Genomic DNA, 20,580 nt, shown 5'->3' with positions numbered 1-20,580 from the left:
TTTGTAATTATATAAAAATCGGTTCTATCGATAGAGTGAAACGATGCGTTCGGCTGCTTCGATGCAGGCGGCCGGTTCGGCGACCAGCGCCATGCGCACGTGTCCCGCCCCGGGATTGTGCCCGGTCTCGGGGTCGCTGCGGGAGAGGTAGCGCCCGGCCAGGACCGTCACCCCGGCTTCGGCATAGAGGCGGCGGGCGAAGGCCTCGTCGTCACCATCGGGGACACGCGGCCAGAGGTAGAAGCCGGCCTGTGGCCGCTCGACATCCATGACCTGCTGCAGGATCGGTACGACTGCCGCGAACTTTTCGGCGTACAGCGCACGATTGTCGGCGACATGGTCCTCGTCCGCCCAGGCGGCGCGACTGACGGCCTGGGTCGGGGGTGGCAGGGTGCAGCCATGATAGGTGCGATACAGCGTGAAGCGCTCAAGCAGGTCGGCATCACCGGCGACGAAGCCCGAGCGCAGGCCCGGAAGGTTGGATCGCTTGGACAGGCTGTGAAACACGATACAGCGCTCGAAGCCCGTGCGCCCCATGCGGGTGGCGGCGCCGAGCAGTCCGGCCGGCGGTTCGGCCTCCGGGTGATAGATCTCGGAATAGCACTCGTCGGCGGCGATCACGAAGTCGTGCCGGTCGGCCAGGCCAAGTAATTCCTGCATCGCAGCCTCGGACATGCAGGCCCCGGCGGGGTTTCCGGGGTTGCAGATGTACACCAGCTGTACTTCATCCCAGGTCGCTGCATCCACGTGCGAGAAGTCCGGCAGGTAGCCGCTCTCCGGGGCCAGATCATAGAAGGCCGGCTCTGCCCCGGCCAGCCGGGCCGCACCTTCGTAGATCTGGTAGAAGGGGTTGGGCATCAGAACACGTGCGCCGGGCTTCCCGGCCACGACGGCCTGGGCAATCGCGAACAGGGCCTCCCGGGTGCCGCTGACGGGCAGCACTTGGCGCTCCGCATCCACTGCATCCAGGCCGAAGCGCTTTTCCAGCCAGGCGGCGATGGTCTCGCGCAGCTCGAGCTCGCCGCGGGTGGTGGGGTAGTGATTGAATCCCAGGATCGAATCGCGCAGTACCGGCTCGACGAAGCCCGGCAGCGCGTGGCGCGGCTCGCCGATCGAAAGGGCAATCGGTTCGCGGTCCGCGGGTTGCTCCAGATCCTCGAACAGCCGGCGCAGGCGTTCGAACGGGTAGGGCTGTAGCCGGTCCAGGCGCGGGTTCATGGCGGCTCGGGTGTGTTCTTCGACGGAAACGAAAGACCGGGCAGTATACCGGAGCCAGGCACCAAGTGGAGACCCCGAGCTTGCAGGCTGGATCACCCGATACCTCAATCCCCTGGCCGGGTGTACCAGAACCAGGCCAGGCGGCGCGAGCGCAGGCTCCAGGGCAGCAGTAGGGCCTGGAACACCACCAGGATGTGCTGGGCGGGGCTGAACCAGTCCGCCTTGCGCCCCGAGGTCAGCACCGGGGTGTCCAGCATCCGGAACCGCTGCCCGTGGTGGCGGCCCCAGCGGGCCATCGCGCGCGACAGGATGACCTCCTCGCCGGCATAGACCCGCTCGCTGAAACCGCCGACTGCCTCGAAGGCCTCGCGGGTGCAGAAGACGTAGCAGCCGGCGGCGATTCCCAAACGTGCCGACAGGGTGTTCCAGGCCGCCGCGCCCCAGCGGTAGATGCGATGGGTCAGGTGATCGAATGCGACTCGCGCGCCGCCGCCGCAAACCTCGCCGCTGTCCAGTGCTGTGAGCGTCGCACGGATCAGATCGGCGTCGGGCCAGGTGTCGGCATCGACGAACAGCAGGTAATCGCCACAGGCTGCCCGGGCGCCCGCGTTGCGGGAGCGGCTGATCTGCCGTGCGGGCTCGAACACGACCCGGCAACCCGCCTGTTGCGCGATCTGTGGGGTGCTATCGGTGGATGCGTTGTCGACGACAATGATCTCGGTCTTGCGGTCAATGCCCGCGAGGGCCTGCTGCAGGGCCGCCAGGGTCTCTGGCAGCCACTGCGCCTCGTTCCACGCCGGGACGATGACCGACAGGGCCGGGAGCCCGCGCACGGGAGGGATCAGTAGGTCGCCATGTGCGGGTCGACGTCACGCGCCCAGGCGTCGATGCCGCCGGCCAGATTGACCACCCTGTGGAACCCGGCCTGGCTCAGAAACCAGCACACCTGCTGGCTGCGCACCCCGTGGTGACAGATCACCACGATCTCGTCGTCGGGGTTCAACTCCTGGTAGGCGGACGGAATCTCGCCCATCGGGATCAGCTTCGAGCCGTCGATACGGCAGCGCTGGTACTCCCAGGGCTCGCGAACATCGAGCAGGACGGGTGGTTGGTCAGCTTCGGCGAGGTGGTCCTGCAATTCCCGGGGGGACATCTGGCGCATGGCGGATTCCGTGTCGGATGATGCCGACACGCTAAGTTCACTGGAGATAGGTCGCAAGTGGCCAGCTGTCGTGCAAGGGAGGAGTAGGCGAGGACGCCTTGCCGGTGAGTGGCGGTCGTTCAACCGCGGCGCAGGCGGTCCTCTTCGCGGCTGCGTCGCTCCAGCCAGCGGCTGCCTTCCTCGGGGCCCAGCAGTGTGGCGGCCAGGGCGACCAGCGCGAACACGATCGCGGGTGCGACGGCCCCTGAAAGGGCCAGGATGTAGGCGGCATAGGCGGTGGGTACGGCGACGGCAACCGCCAGCACGACCACGCCCGGATAGGCCATGCGGTACAGCCAGCGCGGATCGACCGACAGGGCCAGCACCGCCACCGAACCCAGCAGGCCGAGAAGAATCCACCCGGCCGCCGCGGCTTCAAACTCCGCGGCCATCAGGGCGATCGCCAGCACCAGGCCGAGGGCGACGTGCCGCAGGCGGGTGGAGGCCTGTGGGGTGATCAGCGCATCCATCCAGCAGGGACGGAGGCCGGGGGAGGCGTCGGGAACGGGGCTGGTGAGTGGATACATGAGAGGTGATTTCTGGGTCGATCGAACCAACGTGTCTGTCCGGAGGCTCGAATCCTTTGAGATCGGACAAACGAAAAAGGGCAGCCCGACATGGGTGCCCTTTCTCAGGAATATGGCGCGCCCGGAAGGATAGCGGCGGCGCTGCGCGCCTGGCCCTTCCGGGTGTCGGCCGGTGGCCGACACGTTCCTCGCTGCGCTCGGGATCGAACCGACGTGTTTATCGGAGGTTCGAATCCTTTGGGGCTTTCTACAATGAAAAAGGGCACCCGGATCTGGATGCCCTCTCTCGGGAATATGGCGCGCCCGGAAGGATTCGAACCTCCGACCACCTGGTTCGTAGCCAGGTACTCTATCCAGCTGAGCTACGGGCGCATCGACTGAAGGCGCGCATTATCGCGATTGGTCCCGAGGGATGCAAGCGCCATGAGGCATTGCCTCAGCCGCGTGGGATGGGGTGGTAGGGCGTGGAGCGCACCCGGTCGTGTTCGTGCATGCGGTAGTGGACGAATTCGTCCTTGTCGTGGAAGTGCAGGAACGGGTTGCCTTGGTCCTGTTCGGCGAGGGTCGATTCGACTTTCTCCGCGTAGTTGTGCCCCGGGTGGATGCAGGTATGCGCCGGGAGCCCCTCGCGCAGCCCGTTCAGCGTATGGAACATCTGCTCCGGGTCGCCCCCGGAGAGGTCGCAGCGGCCGCAGCCGAACACGAACAGCGTGTCACCGGTAATCAGGTCGTCGCCGGCCGGCATATGGAAGCAGGCGGAGCCGGGGGTGTGGCCGGGCGTGTGCAGGAGGCGGATCTCGGTGTCGCCGAGGTTCATCGTGTCGCCGCCGTGGTGGAGTTCCGGGCGCTCCAGCTCTTTTCCCCAGAACTCGGCCTCGGGCTTGAGGATATGCAGCCGGGCATTGGGGTACTGTTCCAGGATCGCCTCGACGCCGTTGATGTGGTCGTGGTGGCTGTGCGTCAGCAGGATGTCGGAGATGGTCACGTCTTTCTCGCGCGCCTGGCTGAGGATCGCGTCCGGCTCCCAGGCCGGGTCCACCACTGCCGCGCGGCGGCTGGCCATGTCCTCGATCAGGTAGACGAAGTTCTCCATCGGCCCGAGTTCCTGGCGGTGGATGCGGTAGGGCAGGTCGTTGCGGTCCATCGGCATCTCCATTGAGTTGTTTCCATCTTGGTAGGCTCTACTACTCGAGAGGTTCCATCGTCCGCAGGGAAGGAGAGAGATGCAAAATTCCGAAGAGTCGTCCGCCGTTAACGCCGTCCTGGATGCGGAGGCCGACTGGGAGTCCCGCTATCAGGAGGGCTCCACACGCTGGGATCGCGGTGGCCCCAGCCCGTCGCTGGAGGCCTGGCTGGCGATCACCGACCTGGCGAAAGGCGCGCGGATCGTGGTGCCGGGCTGCGGCTTCGGGCACGAGGTCCCGGCCCTGGCGCGCCTCGGGTATTACCCGATTGGTCTGGATGTGGCCCCCACACCGGTGCGCCATCTGCGCGAACAGCTGGAGCGGGAGGGACTTTCGGCGGAGGTCGTCCAGGCCGATATGCTGGCATGGCAGCCGGAGACGCCGGTGGATGGGGTCTACGAGCAGACCTCCCTGTGCGCGATCCCGCCCGAGCAGTGGGCGGCCTACGAGCGGCAGCTGCATGCCTGGCTGCGCCCGGGCGGCGAGCTGTTCGCGTGCTTCATGCAGACCGGGCGCGAGGGCGGGCCGCCGTTTCACTGCGAGATGGCCGACATGCGTGCGCTGTTCCCGGACAGCCGCTGGGAGTGGCGCAATGACGCCGGGCGGACCGAGCACACCAACGGCAAGTTCGAGTTGCTTCATCGCCTGATTCGGCGTTGAATCGGGTGAAGGGCACACCCGTGCCCCGGGCCGGGGCACACGGATTCCGGCCGGATACCGCGTGACGTACCGCGGCAAGGGGGATACCCATGCTTAACTCTACGCCGGAGAGAATGGAGCAGGTCCGCGCACTGTTGCTGGACCTTTCCGGTGTGCTGTACGTGGGCGACGAGGCCCTCCCTGGCGCCATCGAGGCCGTGCGGCGGGTACAGGCCGCCGGGCTCCCGATCCGCCTGATCACCAACACAACACGCGAGCCGCGTGCAGCCATCATCGACAAGCTGGCCGGCCTCGGCTTCGCGTTCGAGCCCGCGCAGCTGACGACGGCCCCCTCCGCCATCCGCGAGCGGCTTGAGTCCGAGTCACGCACCCCGCTGCTGCTGGTACACCCGGCGCTGGAACCCGAATTCGAGGGCGTGCCCACGGGCGAGCCGGACGTGGTCGTGTTGGGGGATATGGGCGCCGCGTTCGACTACACCGTGCTCAACCGTGCGTTTCGCGTGCTGATGGAGGGCGCACCGCTGTGGGTGATGGGGACCAACCGCTATTTTCGCGAGGCGGATGGCCTGTCGCTGGATATCGGCCCGTTCGTACGCGCACTGGAGTATGCGGCCGATGTGGAGGCCGAGAACTTCGGCAAGCCGGATGCCCGGCTGTTCCATGCGGCGATTGCGGATCTGGATCTGCCACCGGAGCAGGTGCTGATGGTGGGCGACGATGTGTCGGGGGATGTGGACGGCGCGCGCGCCGCGGGTCTGGCGGCCTGTCTGGTGCGCACCGGCAAGTATCAGGACGGCGACGAACAGCGGGCACAACACCCCGGTGCCGGCCTGGCGGACTGCCTGGCCGACATCGTGGATATGCTACTGAGTTGAGGTTATCGCACGCCGGTCATCAACGGCCGGCGCGCGGGTCCTGGCGGGGATCAGGCCGAGCGGCGTTTGACCGACAGCGTGCCGTCACCGCGGCTGGCGGCGGCCTTGCGGCCCGGCGCCTTGCGCGGCTTTCCGGCGGCCGCATAGGCCGGGCGCTTGCCGTTGGCCGGGGCCGGGCCACGCCGCTTGGCGGCCGGCTTGCCCGGGCCGTGGGGCTTGCGCGCGGCCGGGGCCTGGCGCTCGGTCGCACGCGAGTCGCGGGTCGGGACGGAGCGACCCATCTCCAGGCGACGGTTGGCGACATGGATATTGCCCAGGCGGCGCACCACGGCCTCGTCCAGCGCGGCCGGCAGGTCCACATGGCTGTGGTCGTCCTGCAGGCCGATCCGGCCGATGTCGCGGCCGTTCAGGCCACCCTCGTTGGCCAGGGCCCCGACAATCGCGCCGGGGGCGATGCCGTGGTTACGCCCGACCGGCATGTAGTAGCGCACCATGTCCGCTTCCGGCCCGCGGTCCTTGCCACGGCTGGGGCGGGGGGCGCGGTCACGGTTGCGATCCGCACGATGGCTGTCGCGTTCGGGGCGGCTGGCGGCCGCCGTTACGGGATCGTGGGCATTGGGCGTGCCATCCAGCGGCGTGCCCTGGGTCGCCAGGGCGAGCAGGGCGCGGGCGAGATCGCGTTCGCCCATCTGGCCGTTGGCCAGCAGCCGATCCAGGAGGGCGTCAAGCTGCGGCGACGCTTCGCCGGCCAGCTCGGCCTGCAGACGCTCGGCCAGGCGCTCCTCGCGGCGGGCGATCACTGCAGCGCGATCCGGGACCTTCTGCTCGCGCACGGGCTTGCCGGTCAGGCGTTCGATATCGCGCAGCATGCGCCGCTTGCGCGGCTCCAGGAACAGGATCGCGCGGCCCTTGCGACCGGCACGGCCGGTACGCCCGATGCGGTGCACGTAGACCTCGGCATCGCCCGGGGCGTCGTAGTTGAAGACATGGGTGATGCGCGGGACATCGATGCCGCGGGCGGCGACGTCGGTGGCCACGATCACGTCCAGGCGGCCATCGCGCAGATCGGACACCACGCGCTCGCGCTCGCCCTGTTCCATGTCGCCATTGAGCGGGGAGGCCTGCACGCCCTGGGCATTCAGGGCCTCGGCGATCTCGGCGGTGGCGGCCTTGGTGCGGGCGAACACGATCGCCGCGTCCAGTTCCGGTTCCACCTCGATCATCCGGCACAGGGCCTCGGTCTTGTGGCGCTGGTCGACCAGGCAATAGCTCTGGTCGATGTCGGTGCCGGCCTCGTTGCCAGCGCCAATGCGGATCTCCTGCGGCTCGCGCATGTGGCGGTGCGCGATGCGACGAATCGGCGCCGGCATGGTCGCGGAGAACAGCGTGGTCTGGCGTTCGGCCGGGGTCTGTTCGAGGATCCACTCGATCTCCTCGACAAAGCCCATGCGCAGCATCTCGTCGGCCTCGTCCAGTACCACCATGCGCAGCGCATCCAGCGTCAGGGTGCCGCGCTTGATGTGGTCGACCACGCGGCCGGGCGTTCCGACCACGACCTGCGCACCATCGCGCAGGGCGCGGATCTGCACGCCCATCGGCTGGCCGCCGTAGACCGGCAGGATCTCGAGCCCGTCGATACTGGCCGCGAAGCCCTCCAGGGCGGTGGCGACCTGGCCGGCCAGCTCGCGGGTCGGCGCGAGGATCAGCGCCTGCACGCGACGCTGCGCGGGATCGATCGAGTCGATCAGCGGCAGGCCGAAGGCGCCGGTCTTGCCGGTGCCGGTCTGGGCCTCGCCCAGCACGTCGTCGCCGGCCAGCAGGGCCGGGATACACGCGGCCTGGACCGGGGTCGGGGTGGTAAAGCCCAGTTGCAACAGGGCACGGGCCAACGACTCGGACAGGCCGAGTTCGGCGAAGGAGGGGGATTCGGACATCTGGAGGTACTCGGGCGGGCCGGAACAAAGGCCCGGCGAAAATCGGATGAAGCTACTCAGCGCGCATCATACACGAAATGCGGCTGTGCATAGGGGGCAGTCGAGATCTTTCAATGCCCCAGGCCGGTGAGCCGGGCGGGTTCGAGGATCTCGATCCAGTAGCCGTCCACGTCCTTTACGAAGGCGATGTCCTTCAGCCCGCCCTCGTCCGGACGCTTCACAAACTCGACGTTGTTCTCGTCGAGCCAGCGCACGGCCGCATCCAGGTCGGGCACCGAGAAACAGATGTGGCCAAAGCCCTGCGGTTCCTCGTTGCCGTCGTGGTAGTGGAAGTCGGCGTCCTTCTCCGTGCCGTAGTTGTAGGTCAGCTCCAGGATGCCGCGCTGGCTGAACATCCAGCGGGTGGCCTCGCCGCCGTCCTTGGGCGGGTGCGGCTCGTCCTCTCCGAGCTGCGCCAGGAAGTAGAGCGTGAACTCGAAGTCCGGGAAGTCCAGCGTCTTGACCAGCTGCATGCCGAACACGCGCTGGTAGAACTCCAGCGCCTTCTGCGGGTCCTTCACGCGCAGCATGGTGTGGTTCAAGCGAAAGCCTGCAGTGGGGTTGTCGCTCATGGTGCGTCCTTGTCTCGGCTAAAGGGCCTGTCCCGGAAGACTGGAACACAGGCTGCGAGGTTCCCACAAATACCGCCGTCACGCCGCGTTCGATCCCTCGTCACTGCGTACTTCGCGATAAGGGAGGATGATCCGAGACGGGTCGGCTACTGCCGGCAGAACGGCCCGAACTGGTAGAAGCGGCGGCAGCGGAACTCGGACTCGCAGCTTTGCAGCTGGGACTCGTAGCGGCTGGCCCGCTGTGCGACCTGACGCGCGGCCGCCTGGACCTGCGGCTTGCTCCGGTAACTGCCGCGGTTATAGCCGCCCTGGCCCTCGTGGTAGGCCAGATACAGGTGTTCGGGGTTGTCCAGCGAGACGCCGGTGATCCGCTGCGTGCGCGCGTTGTACCAGCCGATAAAGTCGGTCGCGTGCTTCATGTGCGTGCGCCGCGCCATCATGCTGCCGGCATCCTCGCGGTATTCGCCCCAGACCGGGTCCTGCGCTTGGGCATAGCCATAGGCGGAGGACGGCCGGCGCCACGGGATGATCCCGAGCAACCGCTCGCGATCCGGGCGCACGTGGCTACGGAACGAGGACTCCTGCTGGATGAACGACATCTGGGTGGCGATGGGCGTGCCCCATTCGCGTTCGGAGTCGCGGGCGTAGTCGTACCAGCGCGGCTGCTCGCGGAAGATCTCGCAGATATTGCTCTGGTCCGACGGCGGCGATGGCGCCAGCGTTGCACAGCCCGCCGTGATCGCGGCCAGCGCCACCAGCAGGCCCGCGCGCAGCCCATTGAGCGCCATGGCCCGCCATTCCCCCTGATATGCCTTGCCCACCCGAATCTCCCGCTCGGTTCCCCAGTGGCCGGGAGTATAAAGCACCCTCGGCCGGTGCAAAGGGCGGGTGGTGGGGGCCTTGTGACAGAGGTTGTGGGAGCGGGCTTGCCCGCGAAGCGCCTGCCCGCGTCGGACATTGGCAAGGGCCATTCGCAGGCAAGCCCGCTCCCACAAGGAGTACTTGCGACGCTTGTACTACGGGGCGGTGTTCCAGTCGGGGTCGAGCGGGCTCAGGGCGGGATCGACCCGCCAGGGTCCGGGTGCCTCGGGCGCGTGCGCGATCTCGTGGATGCGTGCGATGAACTCGCGTCGGGGCAGGGTGATCGCGCCGAGGTTGCGCAGGTGCTCGGTCTCCATCTGCACGTCCACCAGGGGCCAGTCCCAGGAGACGAGGTGGCGGCACAGCCAGGCCAGCGCGATCTTGGAGGCGTCGCGCTCGCGCGAGAACATTGATTCGCCGCAGAACAGCCGTCCCACGGCCACGCCATAGAGCCCGCCGATCAGGCGCGGGCCGTCCCAGACCTCCACCGAATGCGCGTGCCCCGTGCGGTGCATGGCGATGTAGGCCTGCTGCATGCTCGCGGTGATCCAGGTGCCTTCGGCGTACTCGCGCGGCCCGGCGCAGCCCTGGATCACCGCCTCGAACGCGCGATCGAAGCTGACGGTATAGCCGCGATTGCGGATCGCTTTTTTCAGACTGCGGTGCATCCGGAAGTGGCCCGGCTCCAGCACCGCGCGCGGATCCGGGCTCCACCACAGGATCGGCTGCCCGGCCTCGAACCAGGGGAACACGCCCGAGCGATAGGCATTCAGCAGCCGCGGCACGGAGAGATCGCCGCCGGCCGCGAGCAGGCCGTTTGGTTCGGGAAGGGCATGTGCCGGGTCCGGGAACGGCGCCTCCGGGTGTTCCGGGTCCAGCCAGGGCAGGGTGATCTGCGGGCCGGAGGTCATGGGGTGGCGCTCCATCGGCCAGAGGGCTGGCCTCCTACAGGTTGGGTCGGCCGTAGGAGCGTAGCCCTCTGCGCGATTGGGCGTGGGGATGGGCCCCATCGGCCAGAGGGCTGGCCTCCTACAGGTTGGGTCGGGCGTGCGGGGCCTTGTAGGAGCGCAGCCCACTGCGCGATTGGGCGTGGGGATGGGTCCCATCGGCCAGGGGGCTGGCCTCCTACAGGTTGGGTCGGGCGTGCGGGGCCTTGTAGGAGCGCAGCCCTCTGCGCGATTGGGCGTGGGGATCGGCCCCATCGGCCAGAGGGCTGGCCTCCTACAGGGGGTGGCTCAGGGGTGATCATCGTTGGGTTGGACTTGCCGGTAGGGCGAGTGTTCGTGCAGGCGTTCGCACTGGGTGCGCATCAGCTGGGCCTCGCGTTCGCAGAAGTCGCGCACGGGCTGGTCGAAGCCCTCGGTCAGGATCATGTGGGCGGAGTAGGTGGGCGTGGGCAGGAACCCGCGCGGGATTTTGTGCTCGCCCTGGGCGCCGGGTTCGAAGCGGGCCAGGCCTTCGCGGATGCAGAACTCGATGCCCTGGTAGTAGCAGGTCTCGAAGTGCAGGTCGGCCATCTCCTCGGTGCAGCCCCAGAAGCGCCCGTACAGGGTGTCGTGGCTGCGATAGCAAAGGGCCGCGGCGATGGTCTCGTCGTCGCCCACCTTGCCTGGGCGCCTTGCCTCGAACAGCACCACCTGGTCGCCCAGTGTCGCCGCCGTCTCCACAAAAAAGGCCTCCGACAGGGTCGGGATGCCCATGTGCTTCTCGAAGGTGTCGACGTAGAAGCGGTGGAAGCGCGCCCAGTCCTCGGGCGATCCGGTGGCCCCGGTCAGCGTGCGGAACTCGATGCCGGTCTCGGCAACGCGGCGGCGTTCGCGCTTGATGTTCTTGCGCTTTTTCGAGCTGAGCGCGGCCAGGAAATCGTCGAAGCTTCCGTAGTCGGCGTTCGTCCAGTGGTACTGGCAGCCCATGCGCTCGGCCAAGCCCAGTTCGCGGGTCACGTCCAGATCATCCTGGTTGGGGAACAGGATGTTCACGCCCGAGGCGTTCAGCTCGCGCCCACGGGTGGCCAGGGCGCGCACCAGCAGGGTGCGCAGGTGATCGAAGTCCGGCGCCTCCGGGTGCACCAGCAGGCGCGGCCCGGTGGCCGGCGTGTAGGGCACGGAGACGACCAGCTTGGGGTAGTAGTTGAGCCCGTGGCGGCTCCACGCGCTCTCCCAGGCGAAATCGAACACGAACTCGCCGTAGTTGTTGGTCTTGGCGTAGGCGGGCGCGGCCGCGATCAGCGTCCCGTCACGGAAGATCAGCACGTGCTGCGGGAACCAGCCGAACTGCCGCCCCAGGCAGCCGTGGCGCTCCAGGCCCTCCAGGAAGGCATGGCGCAGGAACGGCTCGGTGCCGCCGGTCAGGGCGTCCCAGGCGGGCTGGTCCACGTCGGCCAGGCCGTCACGCAGTTCGATGCGCTCGGCCGGGTCTTCCGGCGGGGCCGTCCGGGTATCGCCCTCGGCGCTCACGACTCAGCCGTTCTCTTCGAGGTACTTCTCCGCGTCCAGTGCGGCCATGCAGCCGGTGCCGGCGGAGGTGACCGCCTGGCGGTAGACATGATCCATCACGTCGCCGGCGGCGAACACGCCCGGTACGGAGGTTGCGGTGGCGTTGCCTTTCAGCCCGCTTTGCACCTGGATGTAGCCACCCTCCATGTCCAGCTGGCCCTGGAAGATGTCGGTGTTCGGCTTGTGGCCGATCGCGATGAACACGCCCATCAGCTCGATGTCCTTCGTCTCGCCGCTTTGCGCGTGCTTGATGCGCATGCCGGTCACGCCGGAGTCGTCGCCCAGGACCTCGTCCAGGGTGTGGTTCCATTCGATGGTGACGTTGCCGTTCTTTTCTTTCTCGAACAGCTTGTCCTGCAGGATCTTCTCCGCACGCAGGGCATCGCGGCGGTGCACCAGGGTGACCTCGGAGGCGATGTTGGACAGGTACAGCGCTTCCTCAACGGCGGTATTGCCGCCGCCGATCACCGCGACCTTCTGGTTGCGGTAGAAGAAGCCGTCGCAGGTCGCGCAGGCGGACACGCCCTTGCCCATGAATGCCTGTTCGGAGTCCAGGCCCAGATACTGGGCGGACGCTCCGGTGCAGATGATCAGTGCATCACAGGTGTACTCGCCGGAATCGCCGACCAGGCGATAGGGCTTGTCTTTCAGATGCACCGTATGGATGTGATCAAAGATCACTTCCGTATCAAAGCGTTCTGCATGTTTTTTCATGCGCTCCATGAGTTCAGGGCCCTGCACTCCCTCATTGTCGCCCGGCCAGTTGTCCACGTCGGTGGTGGTCATCAGTTGGCCGCCTTGCTCCAGGCCCGTGATCACCACCGGGTTCAGGTTGGCGCGCGCGGCGTAGACGGCTGCGGTCCAGCCGGCGGGGCCGGAGCCCAGGATCAGCAAGGGGCAGTGGCGCGGTTTCTTGTCGTCGCCGCCTTTCTTGCCCTTGGGCTCGGTCTCGCCGCCTCCGGAGAGCGAGACGGCGCCAGTCGCCGCCTGGACAGACCCGGTGGCGACGGCGGCCTTGGGCCCGGCCTTTTTCTCGGCCTTCTTGCTCTTCTTGTCGGATGGGTCCTTGGCGTCGCTCATGCGGTACTCCCTGTCAATTCGATGAATACGGCTGGCACCGGCGGTCGGACCGACGGCGCGCAAGACGGGTTCGATAAGGCGGGGATTATTGGTACCCGGCGGGGGTTTGTCCAACACCGACACCGCGCGCGAGGGTCCATCGGATGGATGCGGTTGGCGGATACCGATTCGGTAATCGCGGACCATAAAACATTTTCATGTTCGGCTTTGCTAATGCTCGGTCCGCTCAATCACAACAGCGCCGATTTATCCACCGTGGGCCGAACTGGCCGGGAATGGCGGCGGGACGCGGAATCGGCGTTTTTATCCACAGTTTGCCCACGGCTTGTGCGCCGGTTATTCGAACAGAAGGCACAATATATTGTGTCTAGGCACTTACCGATCCCCGATCTATAGTACTTCACGTCCACTACCCACAGTTACGCGTGAGGCCGCCACCATGTACAGCGACACCCCGACCGCCGAAGCCCAAGAGGGCATCCAGTACCCGCCGCAAGCCGAGCCATCGGCCGAGGTCCTGGCGACCAGCCCGGGCCAGCACCAGGTGATCCGCCGCAACGGCAAGGTCACCGGCTTCGACGCCTCGAAGATCGAGGTCGCGGTGACCAAGGCCTTCCTTGCGGTGGAGGGCGGCAGTGCTGCGGCCAGCCGTCGCATCCACGAGATCTCCAGGGAGGTCGCCGGCCAGGTGGTGGACAGCCTGTTCCGCCGTGCCGGCACCCAGGGCATGACGGTGCATATCGAGGATATCCAGGACCAGGTGGAACTGGCCCTGATGCGCGGCGGCCACCACAAGGTCGCGCGGGCCTACGTGATCTACCGCGAACAGCAGGCGCAAAAGCGCGCCGCCGAGGCCGCCGAGCAGGGCGTGGACGAGCAGGAAGTCGCCCCGACCCTGAACGTGACCCGCGCCGACGGCACCCAGGCACCGCTGGACGAGGCCCGCCTGCAGGCGGTGGTGGACGAGGCCTGTTCCGGCATCGAGCACGTCGATGGCCAGAAGATCCTGACCGAGGCGCGCCGCAACCTGTTCGACGGCGTCGCCGAGAAGGACGTGGCCACCGCGCTGGTGATGGCGGCCCGCGTGATGATCGAGCAGGAGCCGAACTACTCCGAGGTCACCGCGCGCCTGCTGCTGGACTCGCTGCGCCGCGAGGCCCTGAGCTTCGTGCACGGCCGCCCGGAAGAGGCCACCCAGGCGCAGCTGGCCGAGCGCTACGCCGAGTATTTCGGCGCCTACATCCGCCGCGCCGCCGATCTGGAGCTGGTCGACAGCGAGCTGACCCGCTACGACCTCGACAAGCTGGGCGCGGCGATCAAGCCCGAGCGCGACCTGCAGTTCACTTACCTCGGCCTGCAGACCCTGTACGACCGCTACTTCATCCATAGCGATGGCACCCGCTTCGAGCTGCCGCAGGCGTTCTTCATGCGTGTGGCGATGGGCCTGGCGATCAACGAGATCGACCGCGAGGCGCGCGCGATCGAGTTCTACAACCTGCTGAGCTCGTTCGACTTCATGAGCTCCACGCCGACGCTGTTCAACTCCGGCACCCTGCGCCCGCAGCTCTCCAGCTGCTACCTGACCAGCGTCCCGGACGACCTGGACGGCATCTACAGCGCGATCCGCGACAACGCGCTGCTGTCCAAGTTTGCCGGCGGCCTGGGCAACGACTGGACCCGCGTGCGCGGCATGGGTGCCCACATCAAGGGCACCAACGGCAAGTCGCAGGGCGTGGTCCCGTTCCTGAAGGTGGCCAACGACACCGCCGTGGCGGTGAACCAGGGTGGCAAGCGCAAGGGCGCCGTGTGCGCCTACCTCGAGACCTGGCACATCGATGTCGAGGAGTTCATCGAGCTGCGCAAGAACACCGGCGACGACCGCCGCCGCACCCACGACATGAACAGCGCCAACTGGATCCCGGACCTGTTCATGAAGCGCGCGGCCGAGGACGGCGATTGGACCCTGTTCTCCCCGAACGAGACCCCGGACCTGCACGACCTGGTCGGCGCCGAGTTCGAGAAGCGCTACTGCGAATACGAAGAGAAGGCCGCGCGCGGCGAGCTGCGCGTGCACAAGACCATGAAGGCCGTGGACCTGTGGCGGAAGATGCTCGGCATGCTGTTCGAGACTGGCCATCCGTGGATGACCTTCAAGGACCCGTGCAACCTGCGCAGCCCGCAGCAACACACCGGCGTGGTCCACAGCTCCAACCTGTGCACCGAGATCACCCTGAACACCTCGGATGACGAGATCGCGGTGTGCAACCTGGGCTCGATCAACTTGGCCGCGCATGTGAACGAGTCGGGCGAGCTGGATCACGCCAAGCTCGAGCAGACGGTGAACACCGCCATGCGCATGCTCGACAACGTGATCGACTACAACTACTACTCCGTGCCGCAGGCGCGGCGCTCCAACCTGCGCCACCGCCCGGTGGGGCTGGGGGTCATGGGCTTCCAGGACGCGCTGTACAAGCTGCGCGTGCCGTATGCCTCCGAGGCGGCGGTGGAGTTTGCCGATACCTCCATGGAGGCGGTGTCCTACTACGCCATCAAGGCCTCGACCGACCTGGCCGAGGAACGCGGGCGCTACGAGAGCTTCCCCGGCAGCCTGTGGAGCCAGGGCATCCTGCCGATCGACTCCATCGACAAGCTGGCCGAGACCCGCGGCGACTACCTGCAGATGGACACCACCCAGCGCCTGGAGTGGGACAAGCTGCGCAAGCGGGTGAAGAAGGTCGGCATGCGCAACTCCAACACCATGGCGATCGCGCCGACCGCGACCATCTCCAACATCTGCGGGGTCAGCCAGTCGATCGAGCCGACCTACCAGAACCTGTTCGTCAAATCGAACCTGTCCGGCGAGTTCACCGTGATCAACCCGTACCTGGTGCGCGACCTGAAAGACCGCGAGCTGTGGGACGAGGTGATGGTCAACGACCTCAAGTACTACGACGGCTCCGTGCAGCCGCTGGACCGCGTGCCGGAGGACATCAAGGCCCTGTACGCCACCGCGTTCGAGCTGGACACCCGCTGGCTGGTCGAGGCCGCCTCGCGCCGGCAGAAGTGGATCGACCAGGCGCAGAGCCTGAACCTCTACATGGCCGAGCCCTCCGGGCCCAAGCTGGACGCCCTGTACAAGCTGGCCTGGATCCGCGGGCTGAAGACGACCTACTACCTGCGCTCCATGGGCGCCACCCACGTGGAAAAGAGCACCGTGGCCGACTCCTCGCGCGCCAACAAGCTGAACGCCGTCTCCGGCGGCCAGCAGGCGGCCGAGCCGGAAGCACCCAAGGCGTGCTCGATCCTCGACCCGGATTGCGAGGCCTGCCAGTAAGGCGGCCTCGCCCACGGGCACCGAATACGCAGCACGCACTGATCACAACGCACTGAACCAAAGGCCCGGCCACCGCGCCGGGCCGCCACCGAAAAGAAGAGGGGACACTATGCTTTCCTGGGACGATCCGATCGCAGCCATCAAAGGCAAAGGCCAGAAAGAACCCGCCGTCCGCCCCGGCATGGGCTTTCAGGAGAACGAAGCCCTGATGAGCACCGCCGGCGCCGCGCCCAGCGTCTCGCCGGAGCCGGAAAACGCCGGCCAGCCGCTGGCCGAGCCGAACGAAGACGCCCTGACCGGCACCGGTCTGGAAGACATCGAGATGGGTGCCGAGCGCATCCGCGTCGATGACAAGAAGATCATCAACTGCCACGCGGACCTCAACCAGCTCGTGCCCTTCAAGTACAAGTGGGCCTGGCAGAAGTACCTGGACGGCTGCGCCAACCACTGGATGCCGCAGGAAATCAACATGAACGCGGACATCGCCCTGTGGAAGGACCCGAATGGGCTGACCGAGGACGAGCGCACCATCGTCAAGCGCAACCTGGGTTTCTTCTCCACCGCCGACTCGCTGGTGGCGAACAACCTGGTGCTGGCCGTGTACCGCCACATCACCAACCCCGAGTGCCGCCAGTACCTGCTGCGCCAGGCCTTCGAGGAGGCGCTGCACACCCACGCCTACCAGTACTGCGTGGAGTCCCTGGGCCTGGACGAGGGCGAGATCTTCAACATGTACCGCGAGGTGCCCTCCGTGGCCACCAAGGCGGAGTGGGCGCTGCCGTTCACCAAGCACCTGGCAGACCCGAACTTCCGCACCGGCACCCCGGAGGCGGACCAGAAGCTGCTGCGCGAGCTGATCGCCTTCTACGTTGTGTTCGAAGGGATCTTCTTCTACGTCGGCTTCGTGCAGATCCTCTCCATGGGCCGGCGCAACAAGATGACCGGTGTCGCCGAGCAGTTCCAGTACATCCTGCGCGACGAGTCCATGCACATGAACTTCGGCATCGACGTGATCAACCAGATCAAGCTCGAAAACCCGCACCTGTGGACTGAAGACTTCAAGAACGAGATGCGCACCCTGATCAGCGATGCGGTGGAGCTGGAGGCGCAGTACGCCCGCGACACCATGCCCCGCGGGGTGCTCGGCATGAACGCGCAGATGTTCGAGGAATACCTGCACTTCATCGCCAACCGCCGCTGCGCCCAGATCGGCCTGGCCGAGCTGTACCCGGGGGCCGACAACCCGTTCCCGTGGATGAGCGAGGTGCTCGATCTGAAGAAGGAGAAGAACTTCTTTGAGACGCGGGTTACGGAGTATCAGACGGGTGGGGCTTTGAGCTGGGATTGAGGCTGGGAAGCCCAGCCCTAACGAAGCGGAACCAGGGAAATGGTCACGCAGCAACAGAAGAGGGCGCCGGAAGACGGCGCCCTTTTTTGTGGAGGCTTACGCTAGGTTCAGCGGCCTGCGTACCGCAAGCCCCCGAGCCGACGACTTCTGCCCCTCGCTGGTCAGATACTGAGCGATGTCTTTCGACACCAGATATCACCAATATGACAGATTCCGTCTAATCTACTGTCATACAAGGAAGGAGCAACGATGACCTCGCCGAAACTCTTTATCTCGTACAGCTGGTCGAGCACAGAGCATGAGCAATGGGTGTTGCAACTGGCCACAGAGCTGAGAGAAAGCGGCGTTGATGTGATTCTCGATAAGTGGGACTTGAAGGAGGGGCACGATGCAATCGTATTTATGGAACAGATGGTGAATGACCCTGACATCGGAAAGGTCGTACTTATTTGTGATCAGGAATATTCCGCCAAAGCGGATGGAAGGTCCGGTGGAGTTGGGACAGAAACTCAGATAATCTCAAAAGAAATTTACGAGCAGCAGTCACAAGAAAAGTTTGTTGCGGTTGTTTGCGAGAAAGATGAAGCAGGAAAAGCGTACCTTCCCGCGTACTATCGGTCCAGGATATACATTGATCTTAGCGAGGATGATCGATACTCGGAAAATTTCGAAAAACTGCTACGTTGGGTTTTTGATAAGCCACTTTATGTGAAGCCAGAGATAGGCACCACGCCATCATTCTTAGAAAGTGGTGACCATGTGTCGCTTGGCACGACCGCAGCCTATAGGCGTTGCATTGACGCCATTAAGAACCAAAAGTCATATGCAAAGGGTTCATTTGACGAGTATTGCAATATTCTTGCTCATAATCTCGACCGCTTTCGGCTAAAAGGCGTAGAAGGGGAATTCGATGATGCTGTGATTAAGAGTGTCGAAGACTTTTTGCCGTATCGAAATGAAGCGATCCAGGTTTTCTCAACCATTGCACAATATGGCGCTGATGAAGAGTACGTGCGTAGAATCCATAAGCTATTTGAAGAATTGATTCCGTACATGCATCGGCCGAAGGATGTAAACCAGTGGAACGACTGGGATTTTGATAATTTTCGATTCGTCGTGCATGAGCTATTTCTTTATGCCCTAGCTTGTTTGCTACGAAATGAACGTTTCGAGGTGGCGGATATTCTATTAGGACAACAATACTATTTGCCCGGAAACATGGAATATGGCCACAATGCCATGAGGGGATTTGTCGCGCTAAGAGAGTATATGCGCTCATTGGAGCATAGAAATAAGCGCTTGGACCTAAGACGGCTTTCTCTTCGAGCGGATGTATTGCGCGAGCGCTGTACTGGTGTGGGTATAGAGTTCCGAGAATTGATGCAGGCGGACTTTATTGCGTTTATGCGCGCCGAGATAGAGGCCGAAGAGGACTTTTCGATGTGGTGGCCAGAAACACTCCTATACTGCCATCGACCTCATGGTCCATTTGAAATGTTTGCCAGAGCTCGGTCGAGGGCGTATTTTGAAAAGATAAAACATTTGTTGCTAATTGATAAACCAAAAGACCTCGAGCCATTGCTCCAAAGTTACGCTGATCGATCACGGCGGCTACCACGCTGGGAATTCGAGGGGTTTTCGCCGGTAGTTTTGCTGGGATATAAGGAATTATGTACACGTCCATAACGAAGAAGAGGACACCCATGATTTCATGGAACGGCCTACACTTCGTCTCGGCCGCCCCTAGCAAAACGTTGGGCATAGAAAACGCAGAATGACACAGTACTTTCATGCCATCGATCCGCGCGATGAGATCTTTTGTCATAACGTTGGCTTGGCAAAGGGGTGTCTTAGAGCGGTATCTCTTAGACGCGAAGCCATGCCTGAGCTGGGAGGGCTGCGCTCACCGTACGAGGTCTACACGCTAGAGGCCGAGAAGGAGGCAGTACTTGAGGCCGTGCGACTGAAGGAGTTTCCGCACGCGCCTTCAAGAATGGGCGCAATCTATCTCTTTGCTTCAGCGGAGGACGCGGCGGCGGCTAACGAGAAGTGGTGGCAAGGTGCGCGGGTTGTGCTTGCAGCCAGTATCGTTGAAACATCCCGTTTTGGATCTTTTGATGCCGCTTACCTTGATGCGCCGCCTGAAGGCTGGGATGCGGCGGCGCGCTCATATTGGCGCGGACACGTTACAAATCAGCCACAGATAGAAGTGATTGTTGAGGGGGTTGTTCAGCTTCATGGCTGGGAGCCGTACGCGCGTCTCTTAAGTGGTTCGTAATCATAAAAATAACAGGACACTCGTGATTTTTTGGGAATATTCGGTTGCCCTTGCGGTTGGCTATGACGCGCAATCAGCGACGTTTGATTCCAAGGGTGGTCTCAAACGCCTTAATTGGATATTGCTGGTCGGTGAGGTTCGTACGGGAGTCGGAATGCCGTCGCATTGCCGTTTCTCATGTACCAGCAATTTTTTGTCAATGCAGATGTCTGATTAATCGTGAGATTAGAGATTCCGTCGGCGCCGAGAACATAGGCGGCGATCTTGAGGTCCAGTATAAGTATATCTTCGTTAGGGCTTGTTTCTACGAATGAGCGATGACAGCGTCCAGCGTCAACGGTTCCCAGTAGAATCGCACCTTCCGGTGTTTCATCGTACAAGTGGACGTTTAATGATGCGTCACGTTGGTCGGATAGGCTAACGTATGTTAGGTCGTTTCCGACTCGGACGTTTGAGCTATAGGTGGAGCAAGATGCAAGCAACAATGAAAGGGACAAAACGGTGATTGTCCGGGCGATCACGGTGGGTCTCCGCTAGGTGGTAGTGTGGGGTTTTCGATGGCAAGAACAACAAGGTCGAGAGTTTACTGCCAACGGTTAAAAGATGGTAGTGTTTTTTCGGAACGCAGAAAGAAGAGAGGAAGAAGAGGACACCCATGATTTTTTGACGGTCTTAGGCGGGCTGTCTAGGTTTTGGGGCAGTGCATGGACCAGGGAGGGTCCGGAGATGACGCGAGCCAGGAAGGAACTCGTCTCGGTCGAGACGACGCCGTATTACCACTGCATTTGTCGTTGTGTTCGCCGCGCGTTCCTGTGCGGCGAGGATTCCTATTCGGGCAAGAACTACGAGCACCGGCGGGGCTGGGTGCTGGAGCGCCTGCGAGAGCTGCAGGGCGTGTCGCGTTCAATAACGGGGTCGGACCACGGTAACCCACGGAAAGATCGAAGGAAGATGGTCTAGAAAGGGGTCGCGTT

General features: G+C 64.3%; 17 protein-coding genes, 1 tRNA gene and 1 pseudogene. 7 read left to right on the top strand and 12 right to left on the bottom strand.

What is annotated here, in order from left to right:
• Window positions 1-24: 24 nt before the first annotated feature.
• The 6 genes from dapC to F623_RS0110795 all read right to left on the bottom strand — a co-directional run bounded on the left by dapC (window position 25) and on the right by F623_RS0110795 (window position 4,090).
• Window positions 25-1,218 (bottom strand): succinyldiaminopimelate transaminase, encoded by a 1,194-nt coding sequence (dapC, locus tag F623_RS0110820; protein ID WP_018868553.1) that lies wholly within the window; start codon window positions 1,216-1,218, stop codon window positions 25-27.
• A 104-nt stretch (window positions 1,219-1,322) separates the two neighbouring features.
• Entirely contained in the window at window positions 1,323-2,051 is a 729-nt protein-coding gene (locus tag F623_RS0110815) for a glycosyltransferase (RefSeq protein WP_018868552.1), read from the bottom strand.
• Between the two features lie 8 nt (window positions 2,052-2,059).
• On the bottom strand, window positions 2,060-2,380 hold the full coding sequence (locus F623_RS0110810; protein ID WP_018861591.1) for a rhodanese-like domain-containing protein: 321 nt from the start codon (window positions 2,378-2,380) through the stop codon (window positions 2,060-2,062).
• Window positions 2,381-2,499: 119 nt separating this feature from the next.
• Window positions 2,500-2,946: a hypothetical protein gene (locus F623_RS0110805; RefSeq protein WP_155984203.1), complete on the bottom strand. Its 447-nt coding sequence runs from the start codon at window positions 2,944-2,946 to the stop codon at window positions 2,500-2,502.
• 295 nt (window positions 2,947-3,241) lie between these two features.
• Window positions 3,242-3,318: transfer RNA gene (locus F623_RS0110800), tRNA-Arg, on the bottom strand.
• Between the two features lie 64 nt (window positions 3,319-3,382).
• Window positions 3,383-4,090 carry an MBL fold metallo-hydrolase gene (locus tag F623_RS0110795; protein WP_026278674.1) on the bottom strand — a complete coding sequence of 236 codons (708 nt, stop codon included), beginning with the start codon at window positions 4,088-4,090 and terminating at the stop codon, window positions 3,383-3,385.
• Between the two features lie 79 nt (window positions 4,091-4,169).
• Between F623_RS0110795 and F623_RS0110790 the strand changes: the two genes are divergently transcribed.
• Together F623_RS0110790 and F623_RS0110785 are read left to right on the top strand one after the other, a co-directional pair.
• Complete coding sequence (locus F623_RS0110790) at window positions 4,170-4,790, top strand: methyltransferase domain-containing protein (RefSeq protein ID WP_018861588.1); 621 nt, start codon at window positions 4,170-4,172, stop codon at window positions 4,788-4,790.
• 113 nt (window positions 4,791-4,903) lie between these two features.
• Entirely contained in the window at window positions 4,904-5,665 is a 762-nt protein-coding gene (locus tag F623_RS0110785) for a TIGR01458 family HAD-type hydrolase (RefSeq protein ID WP_018861587.1), read from the top strand.
• A gap of 50 nt (window positions 5,666-5,715) precedes the next feature.
• On the opposite strand, the gene F623_RS0110780 is transcribed toward F623_RS0110785, so the two are convergent.
• From F623_RS0110780 to trxB, 6 genes are all read right to left on the bottom strand, one after another.
• A complete protein-coding gene (locus F623_RS0110780) occupies window positions 5,716-7,599 on the bottom strand; it encodes a DEAD/DEAH box helicase (protein WP_018868551.1) in 1,884 nt (627 codons plus the stop codon).
• 110 nt (window positions 7,600-7,709) lie between these two features.
• Window positions 7,710-8,210 (bottom strand): lactoylglutathione lyase, encoded by a 501-nt coding sequence (gene gloA, locus F623_RS0110775; protein ID WP_018861585.1) that lies wholly within the window; start codon window positions 8,208-8,210, stop codon window positions 7,710-7,712.
• A gap of 146 nt (window positions 8,211-8,356) precedes the next feature.
• Window positions 8,357-9,031, bottom strand: a complete 675-nt coding sequence (locus F623_RS0110770; RefSeq protein WP_018861584.1) for a hypothetical protein — start codon at window positions 9,029-9,031, stop codon at window positions 8,357-8,359.
• 195 nt (window positions 9,032-9,226) lie between these two features.
• Window positions 9,227-9,982, bottom strand: a complete 756-nt coding sequence (aat, locus tag F623_RS0110765) for a leucyl/phenylalanyl-tRNA--protein transferase (protein WP_018861583.1) — start codon at window positions 9,980-9,982, stop codon at window positions 9,227-9,229.
• 324 nt (window positions 9,983-10,306) lie between these two features.
• Window positions 10,307-11,527, bottom strand: a complete 1,221-nt coding sequence (locus F623_RS0110755; protein WP_018868549.1) for a GNAT family N-acetyltransferase — start codon at window positions 11,525-11,527, stop codon at window positions 10,307-10,309.
• 3 nt (window positions 11,528-11,530) lie between these two features.
• Window positions 11,531-12,646 carry a thioredoxin-disulfide reductase gene (gene trxB / locus F623_RS0110750; RefSeq protein ID WP_018861580.1) on the bottom strand — a complete coding sequence of 372 codons (1,116 nt, stop codon included), beginning with the start codon at window positions 12,644-12,646 and terminating at the stop codon, window positions 11,531-11,533.
• Between the two features lie 439 nt (window positions 12,647-13,085).
• On the opposite strand from trxB, the gene F623_RS0110745 reads away from it, so the two are divergent.
• From F623_RS0110745 to F623_RS13300, 5 genes and pseudogenes are all read left to right on the top strand, one after another.
• The gene (locus tag F623_RS0110745) at window positions 13,086-15,980 is read left to right on the top strand and encodes a ribonucleoside-diphosphate reductase subunit alpha (protein WP_018868548.1); all 2,895 of its coding nucleotides are present in this window, start codon (window positions 13,086-13,088) and stop codon (window positions 15,978-15,980) included.
• A gap of 109 nt (window positions 15,981-16,089) precedes the next feature.
• The gene (locus F623_RS0110740) at window positions 16,090-17,328 is read left to right on the top strand and encodes a ribonucleotide-diphosphate reductase subunit beta (RefSeq protein WP_018868547.1); all 1,239 of its coding nucleotides are present in this window, start codon (window positions 16,090-16,092) and stop codon (window positions 17,326-17,328) included.
• 249 nt (window positions 17,329-17,577) lie between these two features.
• Window positions 17,578-19,014, top strand: a complete 1,437-nt coding sequence (locus F623_RS0110735; protein ID WP_018868546.1) for a toll/interleukin-1 receptor domain-containing protein — start codon at window positions 17,578-17,580, stop codon at window positions 19,012-19,014.
• An 88-nt stretch (window positions 19,015-19,102) separates the two neighbouring features.
• Complete coding sequence (locus tag F623_RS13435) at window positions 19,103-19,606, top strand: hypothetical protein (protein WP_155984202.1); 504 nt, start codon at window positions 19,103-19,105, stop codon at window positions 19,604-19,606.
• 726 nt (window positions 19,607-20,332) lie between these two features.
• Window positions 20,333-20,503: pseudogene (locus F623_RS13300) on the top strand (transposase); the annotation flags it as partial.
• Window positions 20,504-20,580 lie beyond the last annotated feature (77 nt).

The sequence above is a fragment of the Thioalkalivibrio sp. ALD1 genome (genome assembly GCF_000381245.1).
Lineage (GTDB): Bacteria > Pseudomonadota > Gammaproteobacteria > Ectothiorhodospirales > Ectothiorhodospiraceae > Thioalkalivibrio.
The sequence above is the reverse complement of the archived record's forward strand: the minus strand, read 5'-3'. Positions and strand labels throughout refer to the sequence as shown.